Annotated in this window: 20 protein-coding genes and 1 riboswitch; of the genes, 18 read left to right on the top strand and 2 right to left on the bottom strand. The window is 54.1% G+C overall.

Annotation, left to right across the window (positions count from 1 at the left end; genetic code table 11):
* The first annotated feature begins 293 nt into the window (after positions 1 to 293).
* Both JWJ90_RS05750 and JWJ90_RS23900 read left to right on the top strand, forming a co-directional pair.
* Entirely contained in the window at positions 294 to 1,019 is a 726-nt protein-coding gene (locus JWJ90_RS05750; protein ID WP_205226246.1) for an SIMPL domain-containing protein, read from the top strand.
* Positions 1,020 to 1,222: 203 nt separating this feature from the next.
* Complete coding sequence (locus JWJ90_RS23900; RefSeq protein ID WP_205226245.1) at positions 1,223 to 1,807, top strand: metal-dependent hydrolase; 585 nt, start codon at positions 1,223 to 1,225, stop codon at positions 1,805 to 1,807.
* Positions 1,808 to 1,973: 166 nt separating this feature from the next.
* Here the strand turns inward: JWJ90_RS23900 and JWJ90_RS05740 are convergent, their stop codons facing one another.
* On the bottom strand, positions 1,974 to 2,954 hold the full coding sequence (locus tag JWJ90_RS05740) for a hydrolase (RefSeq protein ID WP_205226244.1): 981 nt from the start codon (positions 2,952 to 2,954) through the stop codon (positions 1,974 to 1,976).
* Positions 2,955 to 3,115: 161 nt separating this feature from the next.
* Here JWJ90_RS05740 and JWJ90_RS05735 point away from each other — a divergent pair, with 161 nt between their 5' ends.
* Positions 3,116 to 3,466, top strand: a complete 351-nt coding sequence (locus JWJ90_RS05735; RefSeq protein WP_205226243.1) for a DsrE family protein — start codon at positions 3,116 to 3,118, stop codon at positions 3,464 to 3,466.
* Positions 3,467 to 3,712: 246 nt separating this feature from the next.
* Here the strand turns inward: JWJ90_RS05735 and JWJ90_RS05730 are convergent, their stop codons facing one another.
* Positions 3,713 to 4,177, bottom strand: coding sequence for a CBS domain-containing protein (locus JWJ90_RS05730; RefSeq protein ID WP_205226242.1), 465 nt, complete (start codon positions 4,175 to 4,177; stop codon positions 3,713 to 3,715).
* A gap of 672 nt (positions 4,178 to 4,849) precedes the next feature.
* Between JWJ90_RS05730 and JWJ90_RS05725 the strand changes: the two genes are divergently transcribed.
* The 15 genes from JWJ90_RS05725 (at position 4,850) to JWJ90_RS05655 (ending at position 21,350) form a co-directional block, all read left to right on the top strand.
* Positions 4,850 to 5,245 carry an OadG family transporter subunit gene (locus tag JWJ90_RS05725; RefSeq protein ID WP_205226241.1) on the top strand — a complete coding sequence of 132 codons (396 nt, stop codon included), beginning with the start codon at positions 4,850 to 4,852 and terminating at the stop codon, positions 5,243 to 5,245.
* 35 nt (positions 5,246 to 5,280) lie between these two features.
* Positions 5,281 to 6,408 carry a sodium ion-translocating decarboxylase subunit beta gene (locus tag JWJ90_RS05720; RefSeq protein ID WP_205226240.1) on the top strand — a complete coding sequence of 376 codons (1,128 nt, stop codon included), beginning with the start codon at positions 5,281 to 5,283 and terminating at the stop codon, positions 6,406 to 6,408.
* A 359-nt stretch (positions 6,409 to 6,767) separates the two neighbouring features.
* Positions 6,768 to 8,321 carry an acyl-CoA carboxylase subunit beta gene (locus tag JWJ90_RS05715; RefSeq protein ID WP_240194764.1) on the top strand — a complete coding sequence of 518 codons (1,554 nt, stop codon included), beginning with the start codon at positions 6,768 to 6,770 and terminating at the stop codon, positions 8,319 to 8,321.
* Positions 8,322 to 8,329: 8 nt separating this feature from the next.
* A complete protein-coding gene (gene accC, locus JWJ90_RS05710) occupies positions 8,330 to 10,342 on the top strand; it encodes an acetyl-CoA carboxylase biotin carboxylase subunit (protein WP_205226239.1) in 2,013 nt (670 codons plus the stop codon).
* Positions 10,343 to 10,531: 189 nt separating this feature from the next.
* Positions 10,532 to 10,714, top strand: a riboswitch (cobalamin riboswitch).
* A 171-nt stretch (positions 10,715 to 10,885) separates the two neighbouring features.
* Positions 10,886 to 11,785: a sirohydrochlorin cobaltochelatase gene (locus JWJ90_RS05705; protein ID WP_205226238.1), complete on the top strand. Its 900-nt coding sequence runs from the start codon at positions 10,886 to 10,888 to the stop codon at positions 11,783 to 11,785.
* A complete protein-coding gene (locus tag JWJ90_RS05700; protein WP_205226237.1) occupies positions 11,785 to 12,825 on the top strand; it encodes a FecCD family ABC transporter permease in 1,041 nt (346 codons plus the stop codon). Before JWJ90_RS05705 ends, JWJ90_RS05700 begins: the two co-directional genes overlap by 1 nt.
* On the top strand, positions 12,815 to 13,621 hold the full coding sequence (locus tag JWJ90_RS05695; protein ID WP_338032292.1) for a heme ABC transporter ATP-binding protein: 807 nt from the start codon (positions 12,815 to 12,817) through the stop codon (positions 13,619 to 13,621). The genes JWJ90_RS05700 and JWJ90_RS05695 overlap by 11 nt, the downstream gene beginning before the upstream one ends.
* 12 nt (positions 13,622 to 13,633) lie before the next feature.
* A complete protein-coding gene (locus JWJ90_RS05690) occupies positions 13,634 to 14,557 on the top strand; it encodes an ABC transporter substrate-binding protein (RefSeq protein WP_205226235.1) in 924 nt (307 codons plus the stop codon).
* Positions 14,554 to 15,897 (top strand): cobyrinic acid a,c-diamide synthase CobB, encoded by a 1,344-nt coding sequence (locus tag JWJ90_RS05685; protein ID WP_205226234.1) that lies wholly within the window; start codon positions 14,554 to 14,556, stop codon positions 15,895 to 15,897. The genes JWJ90_RS05690 and JWJ90_RS05685 overlap by 4 nt, the downstream gene beginning before the upstream one ends.
* Positions 15,898 to 15,905: 8 nt before the next feature.
* A complete protein-coding gene (locus tag JWJ90_RS05680) occupies positions 15,906 to 16,526 on the top strand; it encodes a precorrin-8X methylmutase (RefSeq protein ID WP_205226233.1) in 621 nt (206 codons plus the stop codon).
* Between the two features lie 7 nt (positions 16,527 to 16,533).
* Complete coding sequence (gene cbiD / locus JWJ90_RS05675) at positions 16,534 to 17,622, top strand: cobalt-precorrin-5B (C(1))-methyltransferase CbiD (protein ID WP_205226232.1); 1,089 nt, start codon at positions 16,534 to 16,536, stop codon at positions 17,620 to 17,622.
* A complete protein-coding gene (cbiE, locus tag JWJ90_RS05670) occupies positions 17,609 to 18,820 on the top strand; it encodes a precorrin-6y C5,15-methyltransferase (decarboxylating) subunit CbiE (RefSeq protein WP_205226231.1) in 1,212 nt (403 codons plus the stop codon). Before cbiD ends, cbiE begins: the two co-directional genes overlap by 14 nt.
* On the top strand, positions 18,817 to 19,605 hold the full coding sequence (gene cobI / locus JWJ90_RS05665; protein WP_205226230.1) for a precorrin-2 C(20)-methyltransferase: 789 nt from the start codon (positions 18,817 to 18,819) through the stop codon (positions 19,603 to 19,605). The genes cbiE and cobI overlap by 4 nt, the downstream gene beginning before the upstream one ends.
* Positions 19,580 to 20,359, top strand: a complete 780-nt coding sequence (gene cobM / locus JWJ90_RS05660) for a precorrin-4 C(11)-methyltransferase (RefSeq protein ID WP_205226229.1) — start codon at positions 19,580 to 19,582, stop codon at positions 20,357 to 20,359. The genes cobI and cobM overlap by 26 nt, the downstream gene beginning before the upstream one ends.
* Positions 20,331 to 21,350: a cobalt-precorrin 5A hydrolase gene (locus tag JWJ90_RS05655; RefSeq protein ID WP_205226228.1), complete on the top strand. Its 1,020-nt coding sequence runs from the start codon at positions 20,331 to 20,333 to the stop codon at positions 21,348 to 21,350. The genes cobM and JWJ90_RS05655 overlap by 29 nt, the downstream gene beginning before the upstream one ends.
* The last annotated feature ends 28 nt before the right edge of the window (positions 21,351 to 21,378 follow it).

The following is a 21,378-nucleotide window of genomic DNA, read 5'->3' as shown; positions in this document are numbered from 1 at the left end:
GCATAAGCAAGTTCCGTTATCAAGGTAACGGGGCAATTATATTTTCAAAGATCAGGTTTCTTGTCTGAAAAATGCGGGCAAGAACGGATGGATAAATGCGCCTAAAAAATACGATTTTTCGTTAATAATCCCAGAAAATGACCCGTTTGCTTCTGTTGCCGCATACTCATCATGAATTTGAGGCGATTTACGGACTACAAAGCAGCTTCCTGTGCCATTAGAGTGGGGCTCCGGGAATGGCTGGCCCGGAACCTAATTCAGGGCAGTAAAATAAAATTCATAGAGAGAAAATCATGAACAAAGAAACTCAAGGTGGTCTATTCTTTCTCGGCCTATTTGTAGCAATTGGGCTAGCGGTTTCTGGTTACTTTATTGGACAAACATTATACAACTCCAAGGTTGCTCTCAACACAGCCGAGGTTAAAGGATTAGCTGAAAGAAGAGTTAAAGCAGATAGAGTCAATTGGACAATAGCTTACACCGTATCTGGCAGCAAAAAAGAAGAGATACCAAACTTATACGAAAAAGCAGAAAAACATAAAGTAACAATTAAGAATCTACTTAAAGAAAATGGTTTCACGGAAGATGAGATTCAATCAGGAGTATTAAGGTATGAGTTTTTAGAATATCGAGATGAGAATCAAAAATTGGTAGATGAAACCCATAAATTAACGGGTACTATTAGCGTGGAATCAAATAATGTTGAACAAGTCAGTAAAGTACGAAGCAATGTTAACAAACTGATTTCAGAAGGAATCGATATTGAAAACAGAGATCCTCTCTATCATTTCACCAAATTAAATACAATAAAACCAGAAATGCTCAGCGAGGCTACCAAAAACGCACGTATTGCCGCCAACGAGTTTGCCAAAAACGCTAACGTCACTGTTGGTAAAATTAGAAGTGCGCGGCAAGGAAACTTTTTTGTACGTGACGCCGGAGAACAATATGGAGATACAGCCAAAATAGAAAAAGATGTCCGAGTTGTCACAACCATAACTTTCTATTTAAATGATTAATAAACATACATAATCAAGCGTTCGAGCTGACAAATACCACTGGCGGCAATCCTTACCATTGAAAGTTTGTCGGAATCTTCAAGTGGTACTTTGCCGCTCAACTTATCGCTATCCCGTTGCCACAGTAGGATGCGGGATCCCACGAGTATTGCATGAGATGACCACATGCTGCCCCTTTATGGATATTGAGAAGAAGGAAGATTATGTCGTCATTCGTCAGTCATTCAATAACGGGAGCCGCCATAGCGTTTCATGATCGTCAGCCGTTTACGCGGCCACTCCTCTGGTCGTGTTGGCTGATCGTGCTGGCCTGTTTCCCCGATAGCGAATACGGGGTACTCTGGCTGTTTGGAATCAATTTTTTCATACGGTTCACGCATTCCGTCGTCTTCTGTTCGCTTCTTCCGGCATGCACGCTTTTCTATCTTCTTCGATATACTCCTCGTCAGGGGCGCACAGAACGGATCATTCAGGTGTTTGGAGCCGCCTATTCTCACCTGGTTCTCGATCTCCTGGTTGGCGTGTATCCTCTTCCGCTGCTCTGGCCATTCACGGATGTCGGCATGACGCTTCCGTTTGGGGTTCTCCCAAGTGCTGGTAGACTGGTGTTGACTAATTATTACCTGTATCGCAACCTTTTCATTGAACTCGGTATTCTTCTCCCACTCTATTCGTTTTTGCTCTTTCGGCGCACGATCTGGGAGCATCGCTTGCGAATATGGCTCCTTGGAGGTCATCTTCTCATTTGGCTCCCCTGCCTTGCCTGGGGATTGCTGCTGGAGCGATAGACTCATAAGGAGGGAGGGGTGGCGTCTTTTAGGAAAAGAAAAACGTTACAGTCCATCATAGCTGTAGCAAACGCTCCATAAAGAAGAGATAGGAGGTGTTGTGGTAGGAGGGGAAAAGGACCAGACCACATATTTCACCGTCCCATTTTTCACGCGCGGCAAGTCATCACAAATTTCTCTGAAAAAACGCCGGGGCCAAGCGATCTATCAAACATTCCTTTGCTCCCGGCCTAGCCCCCTCGATAAAGCCGACATGCCCTCCATGCGCTTGAATGGCCAACTCTACCCCCGGTCCGACCTGTTCCTGCGTCGGGACGTTGTGCGGGTACATGAAGGGATCGTCCTGGCTGTGTAAAATCAGGGTGGGGACGGTGATATCTTTGAGATAGTGAATCGAGCTGCACTGGTGATAATAATCATCGGCCCCTTGAAACCCATTCAGCGGCGCGGTTATCTGCTCGTCATATTGCCAGAGCGTGTGAATTTTTTCCAAATCGACCTGAATGGGTGAAGGCGTCTCGGCAAATTTGCGCAGATACGAACGTTTCAATCGGTTCATCAGATAGCGCTGATATATGCGCGACGGCCCTTTTTCCAACCGCTTTGCCGCATCGCCCAGCACAAAGGGAACAGAGACCGCCATGGCTACCTGAACAAGTGCCTCAGATCCGTGTATCCCCAGATAACGCAGCAAAAGATTCCCCCCTAGAGAAAATCCCAGTGCGGCAAAAACAGGTCGGCCACTTGCCGCAAGTAAGGCCAGGACCTCAGCCAAATCCTCTGCTGCTCCGGAATGATACGTGCGAGAGAGACGATTGGGCTCGCCGCTGCATCCACGCAGAAACATAAAGACAGGTTGAAAACCGGCTTCGGCCAGGGTGGAGAGTACCGGTCGGGCATAATGGGAGCGCAGATTCCCCTCCAGGCCGTGTAGCATGAGAACGATGGGGCCTGTCGCCCTTTCAACCCAGGCAAGATCGATAAAGTCTCCATCCGCAAGCTCCAGCCGTTCCTCTCTAAACTCCAGCTGCGGAATTCGGCGAAAAAATTTTGGCCAGAGGGTTTGCAGGTGCGGGCTTTGCAGCCACCAGGGGGGAGAGAGCTGTCGTGGACGCTCCAGTCCTTCAATGTGGTCTTTGTGGCTCATCGTTCTGTTCTTCTTATATTTTTCACGTTGCCGAGCGGTATTATTCCTGTTTATTATCATAGGGTAATCACGGATACACCCGTGCAATTTATCCACGGACAGGCAATCCCCTTTCAGCCTGCCCATTTCCATAGGTTGAATGATCAGGAGGAGATACCAGCATGGCAAATTTTCTTTTTGTGTTGCGCGATAACCATTTCGAGAAAGCGACCCGTTGCTTTCAGTTCGCCAAAATCGCCCACTCCAAGGGGCATACCGTGAATCTCTTTTTCATCGACAGCGGTGTTGACTGGGCCATGAAAGATAAGGACGGTAGCGAAAAAACCGTGACCGGCGACTGTGTCAACGATTACCTGCCCTACCTGATCGAAAACGAAGTTCAGACCGGTATCTGTACCCCCTGCGCTAAAAATCGCCAGCTGGACGAAGCCAAATTTCACACCAACATGGCTCTGGACGGTGGTCCCCACCTGATTGATATGGCAGCGGAGGCCAAGGTCTTCAATTTTTAAGGGCTCTGTTGCTCAGTGCCGCACCATCACAAAGGATAAAAAAAAGCCGAAGACCTCATCTTGGTCTTCGGCTTTTTTTTATCCTTTTTTTGCGAAAAAGCTCTCCTTTCCCAACCCATTACCCGAATCCGTGACGGCGGGTGGTCACTGAACAACGCATCTTTTTAATAAGACAACGTATTTTTGCAAATTCATGTATTGTTCAGTTGCACCTGGCTCACTGATGAATGCTCACGGATTCAGGCCTTATTCAGCAAAGAGATGATAAAAAATATCCGACATATAAATCACGCCAACCAGGCGGCCATTATCCACTACGGAAATACGGCGGAGGTTATTTTTGATCAACCGGTCCAGCACCGACATAACAGGCTCATCCGGGGATACGCTCATTAAGTTGTCGTTCATGATATGCACCACTTTTTTGTGCTTGATCTCTTCGACGAACTTATCAAGGTCACCCCCCCAGTTTAAATCGTATCCGTCCACACCGTAATTCAAGTAGGAGGGGCGAAGGTGGTAGAGGATATAATACATGCTGGTGGTGCCCACCAATCCGTTGTCATAATCAACCACCATGAGGCTAACTGTTTTATGACCGGTTGGCCGCACCTTGGCGCTGAGAATTCGTTTAATCGCCTGCTCCACAGGAGCATCCATGTAAATGGTATCAAAATTTTTCGTCATAATGTCGCGGGCGAATAATTGCATGCATTCTCTCCTTTTACGAAAACGGATGGATAACTGGCAGATCTCTTTCTGCCCTCTTCAAAGCCGTAACCAGTGAAAACTCAACAAATAACTCAACAACACAGGCATAGCGGACAGGGCAATGTTCCCCTTTTATGCAAAGGAGAGGATATGCGCTCTACCACCACAAAACTTTCCAGGTTTCCGGCTACCTGAACGTAAACAGGCCGATACACCGCAGATTCGGTGCCTCGTGATCGCTTACAACTCTCCTGGTTTCCGCCTCGGCGAAGGGGTGGCTTTCTGTACCACATGTTCCCTATAGATTACTATGTTAAAGCGGAGAATTTGTAAAAAATCAATACCTCCCCTTCCTGGCTGTAAAGTCGCTGTTGTTTTCCTCTTGCATACCTTCTGCCATGCCCAATTTTCACAATCCCCCCAACGATTGAGGGTCAGGATGTTCCCCTTTTTCCGCTCTCATTCCATCCCCCTTCGAATTACAACATTTTACTCTGGAGCACCTGATATATAAGGGTAAGTCACAGTAAGCACAGAAGCATACCAATAACTAACAATTTGACTTTAGCTTAATTTTGTGTAATTAGAGGGTGCTGAATTCTCATCAGTGTTCTCAAATTCCTTGGCGTTCGCCGAGACCTAGAATAAATATTTGGCTGAAGGAGGTTTCAATTGATCGGGTTCGAAGCGATTTCACACCACAACGGCTGGGTCGCTGCTGCGACTGGTGCCTGTATCGTTTTTAGCGGCTTGATAACGTTATCCATTATCATATCTCAGCTGCATAAGCTGGTTGCCCTGCTTGACCGCCCCAAAACGAAAGTCGAGGTGGTTTCGGAAGAAAAACCGGTTCAACCCCAGTTGCCCGACTGTCCCACTGATGTGTCCCTGATTATTACCCGTTTTATGCCTCTTATCGAGGAATTAGATCCTGAATTTGAGCTGGCAGAGCTCTATATTCTTGCCAAGAAGTACCACGTCCCCCACCCCCACCTCTCGATTCGATCGCTTATCGAATCCGGCAAACTGCACCCCTTGGGTGACGGCATTTTCCGCTATAACGACTAAACTCGACCATTATTTAGAGAAAGGGGGTACTTTCCATGGATCTATTTTTTCAATTTCTCCACAATACCGGGTTCGGCCTTGCCGATTACCGCAACCTGATCATGATTGTGGTCGGTATTGTTCTTGTGTATCTTGCCATTGCCAAAAAATACGAGCCGCTGCTGCTCCTGCCCATTGGTTTTGGCGTTATTTTAGGCAACATTCCTTTTTTCAAGGGATTTGGTATTGGTATCTATGAGGCAAACTCTGTCTTGCACTACCTCTACTTTGGTGTGACCAGCGGGGTCTACCCCTCGATTATCTTCCTGGGGCTGGGCGCCATGACCGACTTTTCCTTTTTGCTGGCCAATCCCAAGTTGATGCTCTTGGGTGCTGCGGCCCAGATGGGTGTCTTTTTCACCTACCTCAGCGCATTGGGGCTGGGTTTTGATCCCTTTGAAGCCTCTTCCATCGCCATTATCGGTGGTGCCGACGGCCCTACCTCCATCTTCCTGACCGCTAAACTGGCTCCGCATCTCATTGGTCCGATCGCCATCGCTGCCTACTCCTACATGGCGCTGATTCCGATCATTCAGCCTCCGATCATGAAGCTCTTGGTTTCCAAAAAGGAAATGAGAATCAAGATGCCGGACATGCGCGAAGTCTCCAAAAAAGAACTGATCATCTTCCCGGTTGTCGGCATGATACTCTGTACCTTTCTTGCACCGGCCTCAATCCCGCTGCTTGGCCCCTTCTTCTTTGGAAACATCATGAAGGAGAGTGGTGTGGTTGATCGGTTGGCCAATACCGCACGAACGGCCATTATCGACACCGCCACTATTCTCGTTGGCCTGACAGTGGGTGCCTCCACTCAGGGGGATGTCTTCCTCAACCACAAATCGATCCTTATTTTTGCACTTGGCGCCGTAGCCTTCAGCATCGCCACGACCTCGGGGCTCTTGTTTGCAAAACTTATGAACCTCTTTCTCAAAGAAAAAATCAACCCGCTGCTCGGTGCCTCCGGTGTTTCCGCCGTTCCCGGCTCTGCCCGTGAGGTGCATCTGATGGGGCTTAAAGCCGATCCAAGCAACTACCTTTTGATGCATGCCATGGCCTGTAACTCCTCAGGTGTCATCGGCTCCGCCCTCTGCGCCGGTATTTTGTGGAGTTTTCTCATGGGGTGATATCCCCTGTGCTCGTCACAAGCTGGACGCATACTCCAATGGTCTGCCGGCTTTGATTTTTTTTGAGAGGCTGAGTTTTCTTATCCCCTAAACTTTTCGTCGTTCCCTAAAGGTTAACAGGAGCCATTCCTGTTAACCTTTATTTTTTTAGAGACTCCCCCTTTCCATCTGTGCTAGATTAATTATCTTGTGATCAACGGGTGCCTCCGCGCACATCTGCGGTTCATCCAACCGGGGAAATCGACCACCGACTCCATCCGTCGGGCCTGAGGTCGACGGACTATAGATACAAATCAGAGAATCTGACCGGTCTCTCTCCTGAGACAGGGGAAGATTCCGCCACCAGGTAACGGGATTATATGGATACACAATACCAGGCAACCTTGGAAACCCTAGAGCGGCTGCGGGCGGAATCCGTTTCCGCCGGCGGGGAAAAACAACTGGAAATGCAGCACAAGAAAGGCAAGCTGACTGCCAGGGAACGGCTCAACCTGCTGCTTGACGATGGCTCCTTTGAAGAGTTCGACGTACTCAAAATCAGTCGGGGTTCCAGTCTTGGCGGGGAAAAGAGTTACCTTGGTGACGGCGTCGTTACTGGCCATGGCTCCATTGATGGCCGCGAGGTTTTTGTTTTCAGCCAGGATTTCACTGTTCTCGGCGGGTCATTGGGCGAGGCCCATGCCCAGAAAATATGCAAGGTCATGGACCTGGCCATGAAGGTGGGGGCGCCCATCATTGGCCTGAGCGACTCGGGTGGTGCCCGCATTCAAGAAGGTGTGGATGCCCTGGGCTCTTACGGTGAAATCTTTCATCGCAACGTCCGCTCCTCCGGTGTCATCCCGCAGATCTCTTGCATCATGGGGCCCTGTGCCGGTGGTGCTGTCTACAGCCCCTCGATCACCGACTTTGTTTTCATGGTGGAAGACTCCTCCTACATGTTCGTCACCGGGCCAAGCGTGGTCAAGACCGTCACCCACCAGGACATCACCTCCGAGGATCTCGGTGGTGCCAGTGTCCATGCCTCCAAAAGCGGTGTGGCCCATTTCACGGTGCATAACGATGTCCTGGCCCTGCGCGAGGTGCGACGGCTGATCAGCTACCTGCCCTCAAACAATAAACTGCGCTCTCCCATCCTTGATTTGAGCGACGCCCCGGATCGTACCGACCCGGCCCTGGATTTCCTGGTACCGACCAACTCGACCCAGTCCTACGACATGAACGTCCTGATCCACTCCATCCTTGATGGGGCGGAGTTCATGGAGGTGCATGCCGGTTTTGCCCGCAACATCATCTGCGGCTTTGGTCGTCTTGGCGGTCACACAGTCGGTCTGGTGGCCAATCAGCCCGCAGTACTCGCCGGTGTGCTGGACAACGACGCCTCCTACAAAGCGGGACGTTTCGTCCGCTTCTGCGATGCCTTCAACATCCCCCTGATCACCCTGGTCGATGTCCCCGGCTTTATGCCCGGCCCGGATCAGGAGCACGGCGGTATCATCCGCCACGGCGCCAAGCTGCTCTACGCCTTTACCGAGGCCACAGTCCCGCGCATCTCGGTCATCATCCGCAAGGCCTACGGCGGCGCCTACCTGGTTATGAACTCCAAGCACATCCACTGCGATGTCAACTACGCCTGGCCCACCGCCGAAATCGCGGTCATGGGGCCCAAAGGGGCGGCCGAGGTTATCCACAGAAAAGAAATCGCTTCTGCCGATGACCCGGAAACCGTGCTGAACGAAAAGATGGAAGAGTACAAGCAAACCTTTGCCAACCCCTTCCTGGCAGCCAAACGGGGCTATATCGACGATGTTATCTTTCCCCGGGACACCCGCTCGCATCTTATTCGCACCCTGCAGATGCTGGACTCCAAAAAAGTCCAAGGCCCGGATCGTAAACACGGAAATATTCCCCTCTGAGGTAGGCTATGTTTGATAAAATTCTTATCGCCAACCGTGGCGAAATCGCTGTTCGTATCATCCGTACCTGTAACCGGTTGGGGATCAATACGGTTGCCGTCTATTCCGATGCGGATAGCCGCAGTCTCCACCGGCACCTGGCAGACGAGGCAGTGCATATCGGAGCATCCCAGTCGCAAAAATCCTATCTGGATATCGACAAACTCATCGCTGCCGCCAAGAAAACAGGCGCCCAGGCCATTCACCCGGGTTATGGCTTCCTCTCGGAAAAGGCTGACTTTGCCAAGGCCATTGAGCAAGCAGGCCTGGTCTTGATTGGCCCCTCCGCTGAGGCCATCGACGTCATGGGAGACAAGATCACCTCCAAGGAACTGGCCAAGAACGCAGGCGTTCCGGTCATTCCCGGACACATCGACGCGGTCAAGGACGAGGAAGAAGCCATCAGGCTGGCCGATGAAATCGGTTACCCGATCCTGCTCAAACCCGCAGCCGGTGGTGGCGGTAAAGGCATGCGCATTGTCCGCCAAGCCGAAGACATGAAAGATGCCCTGGCCGCCAGCCGCAAGGAAACCCAAAAGGCTTTTAACGATACCCGGGTCTTTGTCGAGCGCTATATCGAGCAGCCACGCCATATCGAAATCCAGGTTCTGGCCGACAGCCACGGTAATGTGGTGCATCTGGGAGAGCGTGAATGCTCTATCCAGCGCCGTTACCAGAAGGTGATTGAAGAATCACCCTCGCCTGCGGTTTCAACGGAACTGCGCGCACGCATGGGGCAGGCCGCCTGTGATCTTGCCCGCAAGGCAGGCTATTACAACGCAGGGACCGTGGAATTTGTGCTCGATACCCACCAGAACTTTTATTTTCTGGAGATGAACACCCGCCTGCAGGTTGAGCACCCGGTGACCGAGTTGGTCACGGGCATGGATTTGGTGGAATGGCAGCTGCGCATCGCCAGCGGCGAGATCCTCCCCTTTAAGCAGGAAAACATCCGCTTCAACGGCTGGGCCATTGAGGCTCGTATCTGTGCCGAAGATCCAGGCCGGGGTTTCATCCCTTCAACCGGCATGATCACCCGCTATTATGCACCGCGCGGCACCGGTACCCGGGTTGATTCGGGCGTCAACATCGGCTCGAAGATTGATGTCTATTACGACTCCATGCTAGCCAAGGTCATCTGCCACGGCAAAACCCGCGAAGATGCGCGGCGCAGTCTGATCGAGGCGCTGAACGGGTATCATATTGAAGGCGTATCCACCAATATTGACTTTGCCACCAGTGTGCTCTGTCTGCCCGAGTTTGCCGAGGGCAACATGTCCACCGGTTTCATTGAGCAGCATTTTGATGGAGGTGTCTCCAAACGTTCACCAGCGGTGCACTCCATGCGCCTGGCAGCACTGGTCGCCGGGTTGATTTACCATACCCGTGAGGTCGCGGTCCGTGAATCCATGCGCCATATGGTCTCCAACATTGGTGGTGAGAGAAAACTTGACCACCAGCCCCAGTATATGATCCGCTGCGAGGAGGATAACTTTGAAGTTGTCCTCGAAGAACCGCCGGTCTCGGGAAAGACCTGCTCTATCCGGGTGGACGGCAATCTCTATGAGGTCGAAATTCCCCATTTCGAGTTTTTCCGCAGGCGGCTGAAACTGGTGATCAACGGTCAGGTCTACCGATTCCGCATCCAGCTGGACACATCCTTTCTCTGGGTTTCCTTTAACGGTATGTCCCGCCTGTTTGAGGTCTACACACCTAAAGAGTGGGCCATGATGAGCTTTATGCCACATAAGGCATCCGCTGCGCTCAACAATGTTCTGCTCTGCCCCATGCCGGGGCTGGTTGTTGATGCCCTGGTCCAGAAGGGCGATCGCGTTTTCCGGGGGCAGAACCTGGTTATCCTGGAATCCATGAAGATGGAAAGTGGTGTCGGCTCACCCATTGATGGCGTTATTGCCGAGGTCTGCGTGGAAAAAGGCCAGGCGGTCGAGGCAGACCAGGTCCTGGTGAAATTTGAGAAATAGGTGTGCTCTACAAACAACAGATAGCTCAACCGGCTCCAAGCCCTTCAAATACCGTCCCGGTATTTGAAGGGCTTGTGCTTTTTCCCTCCCCCCCTCCAGTCCTTTCCTTCTTTCTCCTTGCTCTCTGCCCTGTTTTCCTGAAGAGCGGTGAATCACGGCTTGACTTCACCGAATGCGGCAGGTACCATATCGCCGCACAAGAGTTTAGGTGTCCGTTGATTCGGATGAAAAGGGAATCCGGTTTATAAGCCGGAACGGGCCCACCGCTGTAGCCGGGGACGAATTCCGCTCAAACGCCACTGTTTTTTACGGGAAGGCGCGGAAGGAGGGGGAACCGGGAGTCAGAAGACCTGCCTGAACACAGTACCTGATCCAGTTCGGCAACTCGATCAGGAACCGATTCCAGTGGTAAACAAGGGACATCCTGGATCATGAACATGATCCGGGATTTTTTGTTTACGGATCAGGCGGGTATGGTATCCGGTACCTATACAGGGCCGCAGGGCAGAGTTCTCCCCCATCTCACTCACTGGAGGCATGCAGGTGCAGCGTAACAAGACAGCAATCGTTCTGGCCATGTTCGGGACCACGGTAGAATCGGCCCTGCAGGATCTTTTGGCCATCCATAGGGAGGTGAAAGCGACTTATCCGCAACCTCCTGTTAAAATAGCCTTTACCTCGAATCAGATTCGGCGCAAATGGCATAAACGGGCAGCGGATTCCTCCTACCTCGCAGCCCACCCCGAAATTCCAGAGGAAATTCTCCAAGTCCAGGGCATACTCGCCACCATTGCCAATCTTCAGGACCAGGGCTATCTTTGCCAGGTGGTCCAGCCGACCCATATCGCTCCAGCCGAAGAATTCCATGACCTTGCAGCCTACGTACGCGGGCTCTGCTCCATTCGCACCATGAAACCCCGCTGGCAGCCCTTTGAAACCATTGGACTGGGCCGCCCCCTACTGGGGACCTACAGCCTCAAATACAGTTATGCTGATGATATCCGTCGTACGGCCAAGGCGCTGGCGGCAGACGCGGCGCTGGCAAAACGACATGACGCGGCCCTTGTCTACATGGGCCACGGCAACGAGCATTTCCCCTCCGGTGGGCTCTACCTGGAGTTTGCCGCCCAGATGCGAAGCCTCTACCCCGATGTGCTCACCCTGATCGGTACGGTCGAGGGCTTTCCCAGCCTTGACGATGTTATCGAAAATTTACGCCAGCACAATATCAACAAAGTCCTTCTCAAGCCCTTTCTTATTGTCGCTGGCGATCATGCCATCAATGATCTGGTCGGCGAGGAAGAAGACTCCTGGATATCGATTCTGCGGGCGCAGGGATTTCAAGTCAGCGCCGAAATCAAGGGGCTTGGCCCCCAGGTGGCTTCACTCTTTGTGGAACATCTTGCCCAGGCTGCTGCCGAGGCGGGAGTGGAGCTGCCCTGATGATGTTGCCCCGCCGATCCGTGCTCTTTCTGCCTCTGATCGCAACTCTGATTTTTGCCATTGCCCTCTCGGCAACGCTTGGCTTTCTTCAGGTTTCCATCCCTGATGTTTTTACCATTATCTGGTTCAAGCTGATCGGCCAGTCGCAGCCCGAAAGTGTTGACGCCGTCGCAGCCACGGTGGTTGCCGATGTGCGCATGCCCCGTATCCTCTGCTCGGTTTTGGTGGGGGGGTTGCTCGGTGTCAGTGGCGCTATCTTTCAGGCAATATTGCTCAACCCGCTTGCTGACTCGTATACGCTGGGGATTTCCACCGGAGCTGCCTTTGGCGCATCCCTGGTGATTGTGTTGCAGATCTTTGGGCTCAACCTGCCCACCGGCGCCTCGATTCCGGTCTTTGCCTTTTTTGGGGGCGCGGCCACATTGGGTGTGGTCTTGTACCTGGCGGCAGGTGACCGACGCCTTTCCTCAACCAGCCTTATTCTCGCAGGTGTTATTGTTTCGGCAATTCTCTCTGCAGCCATCGGCTTTCTCAAATTTCTCGCTGATGAACAGGTGGGCCTGATTATCTTCTGGCTCATGGGCAGCCTGGCCGGTTCCTCCTGGAGCAGCCTGGCCCTGCTGGTACCCACCGCACTTTTCGGGACTCTGGTCGGTGTCTATTACAGCCGGGATCTCAACATTATGGCAACCGGTGACCGAGCCGCCACCTCACTGGGGATTAACACCGTTCGCCTGCGCACAATTTTACTGACCGTCTCCACCCTTATGACGGCTCTTGCGGTCTCGGTTTCGGGGATCATCGGGTTTGTCGGCCTCATTGTGCCCCACATGCTCCGCCATATGGTGGGGCCGGATAACCGCTTGCTTATCCCCCTCTCATTTTTTACCGGTGGCCTCTTGCTGCTCGTTGCCGATACCCTGACTCGGGCTATCTTGCCTGTCGAGGTCCCCATCGGCGTGTTGACCGCCCTGCTTGGCGGCCCCTTTTTCTGTATCCTTTTTAAAAAACGGCAACAGGATGGCAAGAGTGATTTCTGAAAATCAGGATATTCTCTGGCGGCTTACAGACGTTGCCTTCGGCTACAACGGCACATCTGTGCTGGAGACAATCAATCTTGAGCTCCGACGAGGTTACAGTTACGGCATCCTCGGTCCCAATGGCAGCGGCAAGACCACCCTGCTCGACCTCATGGGGGGATTACTCACACCAGACAGGGGAACAATTGACTTTTTGGACCAACCGCTTCCATCCTGGACCAAAAAAAAATTGGCCCAAAAGCTGGCCCTGGTACCTCAGGAATTTACGGTCCGCTTTGGCTATCCGGTGCGGGAAGTGGTGGAGATGGGGCTGCATCCGCACCTCCATCGTTTTGCCGCCCCCAACGAGCAAGATCAAACAATCATCGATGAGGCTCTGCGCCTCACAGGAATCAGCCATTTGGCCAAACGACCGGTCACCCGCCTCTCCGGTGGGGAAAAGCAACGCGTGGCCGTGGCCCGGGCACTCGCGCAAAAGCCCCAGGTCCTTCTGCTGGATGAGGCAACCTCCAACCTGGATATCCACCATAGCCTGGAAATCCTCCACCTGATCCGTTCCCGCTTTGAGAAGCAGGGCTTGCAGGTGGTGGCTGTGATGCACGATCTCAACCTGGCCTCGTTCTTCTGTGATCAGCTGATTTTTTTGAAACAAGGCAAAATCATCTGCCAGGGACCGACGAGAGAGGTGCTGACTCCAGAAAACATTAAGCAAGTCTACGGCGTTGAAGCCGAGGTCCGCCCCAACCCCTTTACCAACTGTCGGCAGGTCAGCTTTCGCCTGCCCATGACCCCCTGATATAGAGTACGTATGCGTCTTTCATCTTTTGCATCCTGCCTTTGCCTGTCCCTGCTGCTTGTTGCCCAGCTCGCGACCGCGGCATCAATTACCGACACTGAAAACCGGACTATTGTTTTTAATCAACCGTTCAAACGCATCATCTCTCTCTATTCGGCCCACACCACCAACCTGCTGCAACTGGGTCTGAAAAAAGAAATCATCGGCTGCAGCCCCAGTGACCACCAGTTACCCGGCTGCCCTAAGGTCCGCTTCCAGGACGACCCGGAACGCCTCCTGGCCCTCTCACCTGATCTGGTATTGATTCGGCCCATGATCAGTCGCGCCTACCCCAATCTGGTGCGTATCTTGGAAAGGCATAATGTACGCGTGGTTTCCCTGCAACCCACCCAGGCTAAGGAGCTCTACCAGTACTGGCGCGACCTGGGCATCCTGACCGGCCATGAACAACAGGCCGAGGCCATGGTCACCACCTTTACCGATCGCTTGAAAGCGCTCCAGAGCCAACTGCGCCTCATCCCCAAAAATCGGCGCAAACATGTGTATTTTGAGTCGATGCATAGCCAAATGAAGACCTTTGCCCCCACCTCCATGGCCATCTTTGTCCTGGAATCTGCCGGCGGCGTCAACGTGGCAACGGATGCCGATCGAATGCGGCAGACCAATATTGCAGCCTACGGCAAAGAACGCATCCTGGCCAAAGCCAACGACATTGATCTCTACCTGGCCCAGACCGGCCGAATGAACCCGGTCCGCGTGGATGACATTATCCATGAGCCAGGGTTCTCGGTGATCAAGGCGGTTCGTGATGGCCAGGTTTTTCTGGTCGCCGAGGAGATGGTCTCCCGCCCGACCCTGGAATTACTTGACGGCATTGCTTTCGTCAAATCGCTGCTCTATCCCGATTACGCCCAAAAGGGGATTATACGCCTATGAGCTTTCCTGCCCTGCTCATCGCCGGAACCCACTCTGGTTGCGGCAAGACCACCCTGACCCTGGGTGTGATGGCGGCGCTTGCCCGCCGGGGCCTTGCGGTCCAACCGTTTAAGTGCGGCCCGGATTTCATTGATCCCAGCCTCCACCAGATGGTGACCGGTCAGATCTCACGTAACCTGGATGTGCGTATGTGCGGTGCTGATTTTGTCCGCCGCAGCTTTGCTAAAAATGGGACCGGTTGTGACTGTGCGGTGATTGAAGGGGTCATGGGACTCTTCGATGGAGGTGAAGGCTCAGCTGCGCACCTAGCCAAGACCTTGGAGCTGCCCGTCTTTCTGGTGATTGATGTCCGCTCTGCGGCGGAAAGCGTGGCCGCGGTCGCCCATGGTTTCGCCACCCTTGATCCCAACCTGCGACTGGCTGGTGTCATCTGTAACCGGGTGGGCTCAGACAAACACCGTAAGATGATCGCTGATGCCATTGAAACCTACTGCGATGTGCCGGTGCTGGGTTTTCTGCCCCGCAACGAGTCGGTCTCCATCCCATCCCGCCACCTTGGTCTGCACATGGGCGAAGAACATCCGCTCAAAGGTGAGGGGCTTGAACAGTTAGTCAGTCTCATCGAGGAGCATGTGGATCTGGATCAGATGCTCAACATTGCCAGGGAGCGACCAAAAAAAGTTCAAAGTGATTCTCACGGCCCCCTGGTGAAGCGAGGGACACCGGTGCGGATTGGCGTGGCCCGGGATGCAGCCTTCTGTTTCTACTATGAGGATAATCTTGATCTGCTCAGGGAGGCCGGAGCTGAGCTCATCTTTTTCAGCCCCCTGCAAGATGAATGCTTCCCCCCAGATATCCAGGGACTCTATCTTGGCGGCGGATATCCAGAGCTGCATGCGGATACAATCAGTAAAAATGTGCAGCTACGCGAAAAAATACTGGCCTTTGCCCGGGCTGGCAATCCTGTATACGCCGAGTGTGGCGGATTCATGTACTTGTGCAAGTCGATCACAAACCAGGAGGGGGCTGAATTTCCCATGGTCGGGCTCTACCCTTTCAGCGCCCGCATGCAGCCAAGGCTCCGCAGCCTGGGGTACCGGCAACCCATGGTCGAAGCAGACTGCCTGCTTGCACCACGAGGAACGATCCTCCATGGGCATGAATTTCATTACTCCACCATCGAAGAAGGAGCTTCCGCTCCGGTGGCCTACCATCTGGCCGATGGCCGTGGTGAGGGCTTTCTTATAGACAACACTCTGGCAGGTTACATCCATCTGCACTGGGGGCGAACGCCGCAAGCCGCCGCCCGCTTTGTCCAGGCCTGCCGCCAACCACGCTGAGAACACCTATGGTTACCCTGCAAAAAGTCGCACCACTAGAGATCGAGGCCGAGAGTTTTCGCATCATCGAGCGGGAACTCGGCCCCACCAGCTTTTCCCCCGAAGAGTTCGCCCTTGTCCGCCGCTCTATCCACGCCACCGGCGACTTCAGTTTTGCCGAAAATATTCGCTTTCATCCCAAAGCGATAGAAGCTGGCCTGCAAGCCCTTCGCAGTGGCAAAAACATCCTCATCGACGTCAATATGGGGGCCAGTGGTATCTCCAAAGGTTTGCTCGCCAAATTTGGCGGCAAGGTCATCTGCAAGGTGGCGGAAGAGGCAACAATAGCCAAGGCCAAGGCAGAAGGCACCACCCGATCCGATGCGGCCATGGCATTGAGCGTCAACGACAACATCGGTATCGTTGCGGTGGGCAATGCGCCCACGGCCCTGTTAAAGATCATGGAGCTGATCGAACAGGGCAGTTTTGCACCAGATCTGGTCATCGGGGTTCCGGTTGGCTTTGTCAATGCTGCAGAGTCCAAAGACATTCTGATCGAAAAGGACTTCCCTTACATCACCGCTCTTGGCCGCAAAGGCGGCACCCCTGTAGCGGTGGCCATGGTGAATGCCCTGCTGCGACTGGCCTGACATCGTCATGGCTCCCCCACGTGAAAAACCGCTTCGCAGCGGCTTCACCACCGGTGCCTGTGCCGCAGCCGCGGCCAAGGCCGCAGTGCGCTGCCTGCTTGGCCATAAGGACGATTCGGTCGAGATTCTCTTTCCCGATGAATCCCGCCACAGCTTTGCGCTCTGCCGCCTGCAGCGCACAGAAGGTGGCGGCGCCATGGCCACGGTGGTCAAGGATGCAGGGGATGATCCCGATGTCACCAATGGCGCTGAAATTGGGGCGCAAGTCCGCTGGAGCGATGATGGGAGCAAAGAAAGCATATACCTGGTGAACGGCCCGGGCGTTGGCCGGGTAACCAAACCTGGCCTGCCGATTGCAGTGGGTGAACCGGCAATTAACCCGGTCCCCCGCAAAATGATTATCGAGGCCGTTGCCGAGGCTCTTGAGGAATGTCCTCAAGAGCCCAGACCGCTTGAAGTGCAGATTTTTGTCCGCGACGGTGAAATCCTGGCGGAAAAAACGCTTAACCGTCGTCTCGGTGTTTTAGGCGGCATCTCCATTCTGGGAACCACCGGCATTGTCCGCCCCATCTCGGCCAAGGCCTGGACAGACACTATTGACGCATCCATGCAGGTCGCGCGGGCCGCTGGCTTGGATGAGGTCATTCTCGCCACCGGCCGTACCTCTGAGGCTGCCGTCCAATCCTACCTGGGGCTTGCCGAAGAATCCCAGGTCATGATGGGAGATTATCTTAAGTATGCCCTGAAGGCTGCCGGCCGCCATGGCTTTCGGAAAATCCATTTGGCCGAAATGTGGGCAAAGCTGGTCAAAGCTGCCCTGGGTGTTCCCCAAACCCATGTCCGAAATGGCGCACTGGAAACCCATCATGCGGCTGATCTGCTTGCCTCGCTGGGGCTGGAAGAAGAAACAAGCAAAAAACTCCACACGGCCAATACTGCCCGTGAAATCTATGATTATCTACTCAAAATGAAGCGTAACGACCTCATCGCGGCAGTCAGCCAGCAGGCAAAAATCCAGGCCGAACAGTGGTCCGGGCTCCCTGTATCGGTCTATCTTGTGAGTTCTGAAGAGGGAGTCGTCCATGTCACGCATTGAACTCATCGGGGTCAGCGGCCAGTCACTCACGGCTGAACAGTGGCCAATTCTGCGCCGCTGCGCGACCATCATCCTCTCCAGACGCCACCGCCCCCTGGTCAACGGACTGATTTGTCCCATGATTGATATCTCTCCGGTGGCCGAGATGATTCCCAAATTGGCCGAGGCCCTCAAAGGCGGTGATGTTGCGCTGCTCGCCAGTGGTGACCCCCTTTTCTATGGCATCGGCCGCACCCTTATCAGGGAATTTGGCCCGGAGCGCATTCGCATTCACCCTGCGCTCTCGGCAGTCCAGCTTGCCTGCGCCCGCTTTCGGACCACTTGGGACGACCTCACCATTATCAGCCTGCACGGACGCAACCTTCGGGATATTCCCGGTCGTCTGCTGCAACACCAGCGGGTTCTGCTCTTCACCGACAACAAAAACAGTCCCGATTCCATTGCGGCCAGCATTCTGGCTACCCTGGAGGCCTGTGATGATCAGGAGCGTATCGCAGGCATTACCCTGCGGGTTGCGGAAAACTTAGGTCTTTCTGAAGAGTATATTACCCAAGGAAGCCTGGCTGAAATTGCCGGAAAACAGTTTGCCCCACTGAACATGATGCTCATGGAACAGACCTCGATGGTCCGCCATGATTGTGTCTTTGGACTCCGGGAAGAGGAAATCCAACACTCTCGGGGCCTGATCACCAAAAGTGAAGTCCGGGCAGCAACCCTCCACCAGCTCCGCTTGCCGCCCGAGGGGGTGCTTTGGGATATTGGCGGAGGCTCGGGCTCGGTCTCCCTGGAGGCCGCACGGCTCTGCCCGGAACTTTCGATCTATACCATCGAGAAAAAGGAAGAAGAGCAGGCTAACATTCGGGCAAATATCCGCACCTTTGGTACCTACACCATGCATCTGGTCAGCGGTGAGGCCCCCGAGGCAATCGCTGACTTACCCACGCCGGATCGCATCTTTATCGGTGGCAGCGGCAAACGGCTCCCCGCCATTATCGAAGCAGCGGTTGAGCGTCTCCCCCAAGGAGGCCGCATTGTCATCAACGCAGTGCTTGAACAGACCCGCAGCACCGCCCTGCGTTGCCTCGCGCAACAGGGCCTTACGCTCACAACCAGTACCCTGGCAGTGACGCGCAGCTCTTCTGCGGACAGCGAACCTCAAACTTTTAACCCCATAACCCTTATAACAGGCGACAAATGAACAGCGAATCTCCCACCTCATCAACCGGGCACCTTTATCTGGTCGGCGTTGGTCCCGGCGACCCGGAACTGATGACCTACAAAGCTGTCCGTATACTCACCAAGGCCAAGGTTTGGGCTGTGCCCACAGCCAAAAAAAATGGGCCGAGCAGTGCCCAGCGAATCGCGGAACAGATCGTTCCCGAGGGGGAACGCACTATCCTTCCTCTCCACTTCATCATGAAAAAGGTCTATCTGGGCCAGGAAACAGACGATCAGCAGCTCAGTGCCTGGCAGCAGGCTGCCGATGATGTGATCGTACAGCTTGACCAGGGGAAAGATGTCGCCTTTCCCACCCTGGGCGATGCCACCCTCTACTCCACCGCCTTTTATCTGCTGGCGATCATTCAGGAACAACGACCGGACATTGGGGTCACCGTTGTACCAGGCATCACCGCCATGGCCGCCTGCGCCGCTTCCCAGTCCTACCCGCTGGCTCTGGGTAACGACGTGCTGGCCGTGGTCCCGGCTGCCTTTGAAGATAATCGCTTACGCGAGATTCTCACCACTCTGGATGCAGTGGTGTTAATGAAAGTCCACAAGCGTATTGATGCGCTGGTTGACCTGATTGAAGAGTTGGGCCTGCTTGACGCAGCTATACTGATCGAGCGTTCCGGCATGCCTGAAGAACGAGTATTTACCGATATCCGTGAAACCCGGGGGCAGAAGCTGCACTACTTCTCCACCATGGTTATCCGCAAAAAAAAGGTACAGGTGTCCCATGCAAACAGCGCAATCGCAGCCTGAGTCCGGCTGTCATTCAGTCGTCTTTCTTGGCGCCGGCCCCGGTGATCCGGAGCTGATAACACTGAAAGGTCGTCGCCTTCTCGATGAGGCCGATGTGATCGTCTACGCCGGGAGTCTGGTCAATGTGGCCCTGCTTGATGGCGTCAAGGCGGCCTGCCACGACTCCGCAAGCCTTGATCTGGAGGGCATCATGGCCCTGCTTGCCGAGGGCTACAAACAGGGCAAGAAAGTCGTCCGTCTCCACACCGGCGACCCAGCCATCTACGGAGCCATTCGCGAGCAGATGCAGTGGCTCGATGCACGCCAGATCCCCTATGAGGTGATTCCCGGTGTGAGTTCCGCCTTTGCCAGTGCAGCAGCCCTGCAGGTAGAGCTGACAGTTCCCGAGGTCACCCAGACGGTTATTTTCACCCGCCAGGCCGGACGAACCCCGGTGCCGGAACGGGAATCGCTGCAAAAACTGGCCGCTATCCAGGCCAGTATGTGTATCTTCTTAAGTGTCTCGCTGATCGAGACCGTGGTCAACGACCTGATCGCCGGTGGTTACGCCCCTGAAACGCCTATCGCCGTTGTGGAAAAGGCGAGCTGGCCGGATCAGCAGATCGTGCGGGGCAGGCTCAATACGATCGCTGCTCTCATCCAAGAATCAGCCATTCGAAAAACCGCGATGATTGTGGTGGGACCTGCCCTTGGAGAAGACTCCACCATCGCCTCCAAACTCTACGATGCCGCCTTCAGCCACGAGTACCGCTGATTCCATCGGTGCGCCCTCTCCTCGCCTGGCCATTCTAGCCCTCAGCCAGGGAGGCTGCAGACTGGGCCAGGAACTTGCCTCGAAGCTCGGTGGTGATTTTTTTGCCTGCAAAGGGCGTCTGGCCAAACAGATGGGAACAGTCTGGAAGGAATACGATCAGATCATCTGTATTATGGCCACCGGCATTGTGGTGCGCACCATTGCGCCGCTGATCAAGGACAAATACCAGGATCCTGCCATCGTGGTCTGTGACGAGCTGGGCCGCTTTGCCATCTCGTTGATCTCCGGGCACCTGGGTGGGGCAAACGCCTTGGCCGAGCAGGTAGCTGCAGCCACGGGTGGGCAACCAGTCCTAACCACCGCCTCGGATGTGCTGGGAAAAACCGCGCTTGATCTCTGGTGCCGGGACCGAGGCTTCCTGGTCGCCGATAAAGCACTCTTCACACGCGCCATGGGAAAACTGGTCGACCGGGGTGTTCTCCATGTCTGGAGCCCCTATCCTCTGGGGACTCTGCCCAAAGATCTGCACCGGGTGGAGGAACCTGCTCAGGCAGATCTCATAATTGATTGCCGGGCAGAATATGGAACAAGCAAGGCCCTGCTCATCCCCAAAACGCTGGTGGTCGGCACGGGTTGCAACCGGGGCACACCCGCAGAGTTGATCATTCAGGTCATCCATAAATCCTGTGAAGAGCATGGACTCCTGCCCCAGGCCATTGCTCGCCTTGCCTCCATTGATCTCAAGCAGGATGAAATCGGTCTTCTTGCCGCTGCCCGGGAGTTGGGCCTGGAGATTGATTTTTACAGCAAAGACCAGCTCAACGGCGTGGAAGAGGTCTCCACTTCGGCAGCGGTACTCAAAGCGACCGGAGCCAAGGGAGTGGCCGAACCGGCGGCTCTGCTCAGCGCCGGAGACGGAGCCCACCTGCTGGTCCCGAAAATGAAATGGGTTGATGCCACCACCGCCATCGCGGAGCGGGCTACCCTCTGACGATAACTTTACAAGGAAATCAAATACC

Origin of the sequence: Desulfobulbus rhabdoformis (assembly GCF_016919065.1) — a bacterium.
Taxonomy (GTDB): Bacteria; Desulfobacterota; Desulfobulbia; order Desulfobulbales; family Desulfobulbaceae; genus Desulfobulbus; species Desulfobulbus rhabdoformis.
Note: the sequence above shows the minus strand (reverse complement) of the source record. Positions and strands in the feature narration are given on the sequence as shown.

Coding starts and splice junctions, on each gene's coding strand:
- JWJ90_RS05700 (WP_205226237.1), top strand. CDS start 11,785: ATGATGTTGCCCCGCCGATCCGTGCTCTTTCTGCCTCTGATCGCAACT.
- cbiD (WP_205226232.1), top strand. CDS start 16,534: ATGGCTCCCCCACGTGAAAAACCGCTTCGCAGCGGCTTCACCACCGGT.
- JWJ90_RS05750 (WP_205226246.1), top strand. CDS start 294: ATGAACAAAGAAACTCAAGGTGGTCTATTCTTTCTCGGCCTATTTGTA.
- JWJ90_RS05680 (WP_205226233.1), top strand. CDS start 15,906: ATGGTTACCCTGCAAAAAGTCGCACCACTAGAGATCGAGGCCGAGAGT.
- JWJ90_RS05730 (WP_205226242.1), bottom strand. CDS start 4,177: ATGCAATTATTCGCCCGCGACATTATGACGAAAAATTTTGATACCATT.
- accC (WP_205226239.1), top strand. CDS start 8,330: ATGTTTGATAAAATTCTTATCGCCAACCGTGGCGAAATCGCTGTTCGT.
- JWJ90_RS05655 (WP_205226228.1), top strand. CDS start 20,331: ATGCCGCCTTCAGCCACGAGTACCGCTGATTCCATCGGTGCGCCCTCT.
- JWJ90_RS23900 (WP_205226245.1), top strand. CDS start 1,223: ATGTCGTCATTCGTCAGTCATTCAATAACGGGAGCCGCCATAGCGTTT.
- JWJ90_RS05715 (WP_240194764.1), top strand. CDS start 6,768: ATGGATACACAATACCAGGCAACCTTGGAAACCCTAGAGCGGCTGCGG.
- cobM (WP_205226229.1), top strand. CDS start 19,580: ATGCAAACAGCGCAATCGCAGCCTGAGTCCGGCTGTCATTCAGTCGTC.
- cbiE (WP_205226231.1), top strand. CDS start 17,609: ATGTCACGCATTGAACTCATCGGGGTCAGCGGCCAGTCACTCACGGCT.
- JWJ90_RS05720 (WP_205226240.1), top strand. CDS start 5,281: ATGGATCTATTTTTTCAATTTCTCCACAATACCGGGTTCGGCCTTGCC.
- JWJ90_RS05735 (WP_205226243.1), top strand. CDS start 3,116: ATGGCAAATTTTCTTTTTGTGTTGCGCGATAACCATTTCGAGAAAGCG.
- cobI (WP_205226230.1), top strand. CDS start 18,817: ATGAACAGCGAATCTCCCACCTCATCAACCGGGCACCTTTATCTGGTC.
- JWJ90_RS05690 (WP_205226235.1), top strand. CDS start 13,634: ATGCGTCTTTCATCTTTTGCATCCTGCCTTTGCCTGTCCCTGCTGCTT.
- JWJ90_RS05685 (WP_205226234.1), top strand. CDS start 14,554: ATGAGCTTTCCTGCCCTGCTCATCGCCGGAACCCACTCTGGTTGCGGC.
- JWJ90_RS05740 (WP_205226244.1), bottom strand. CDS start 2,954: ATGAGCCACAAAGACCACATTGAAGGACTGGAGCGTCCACGACAGCTC.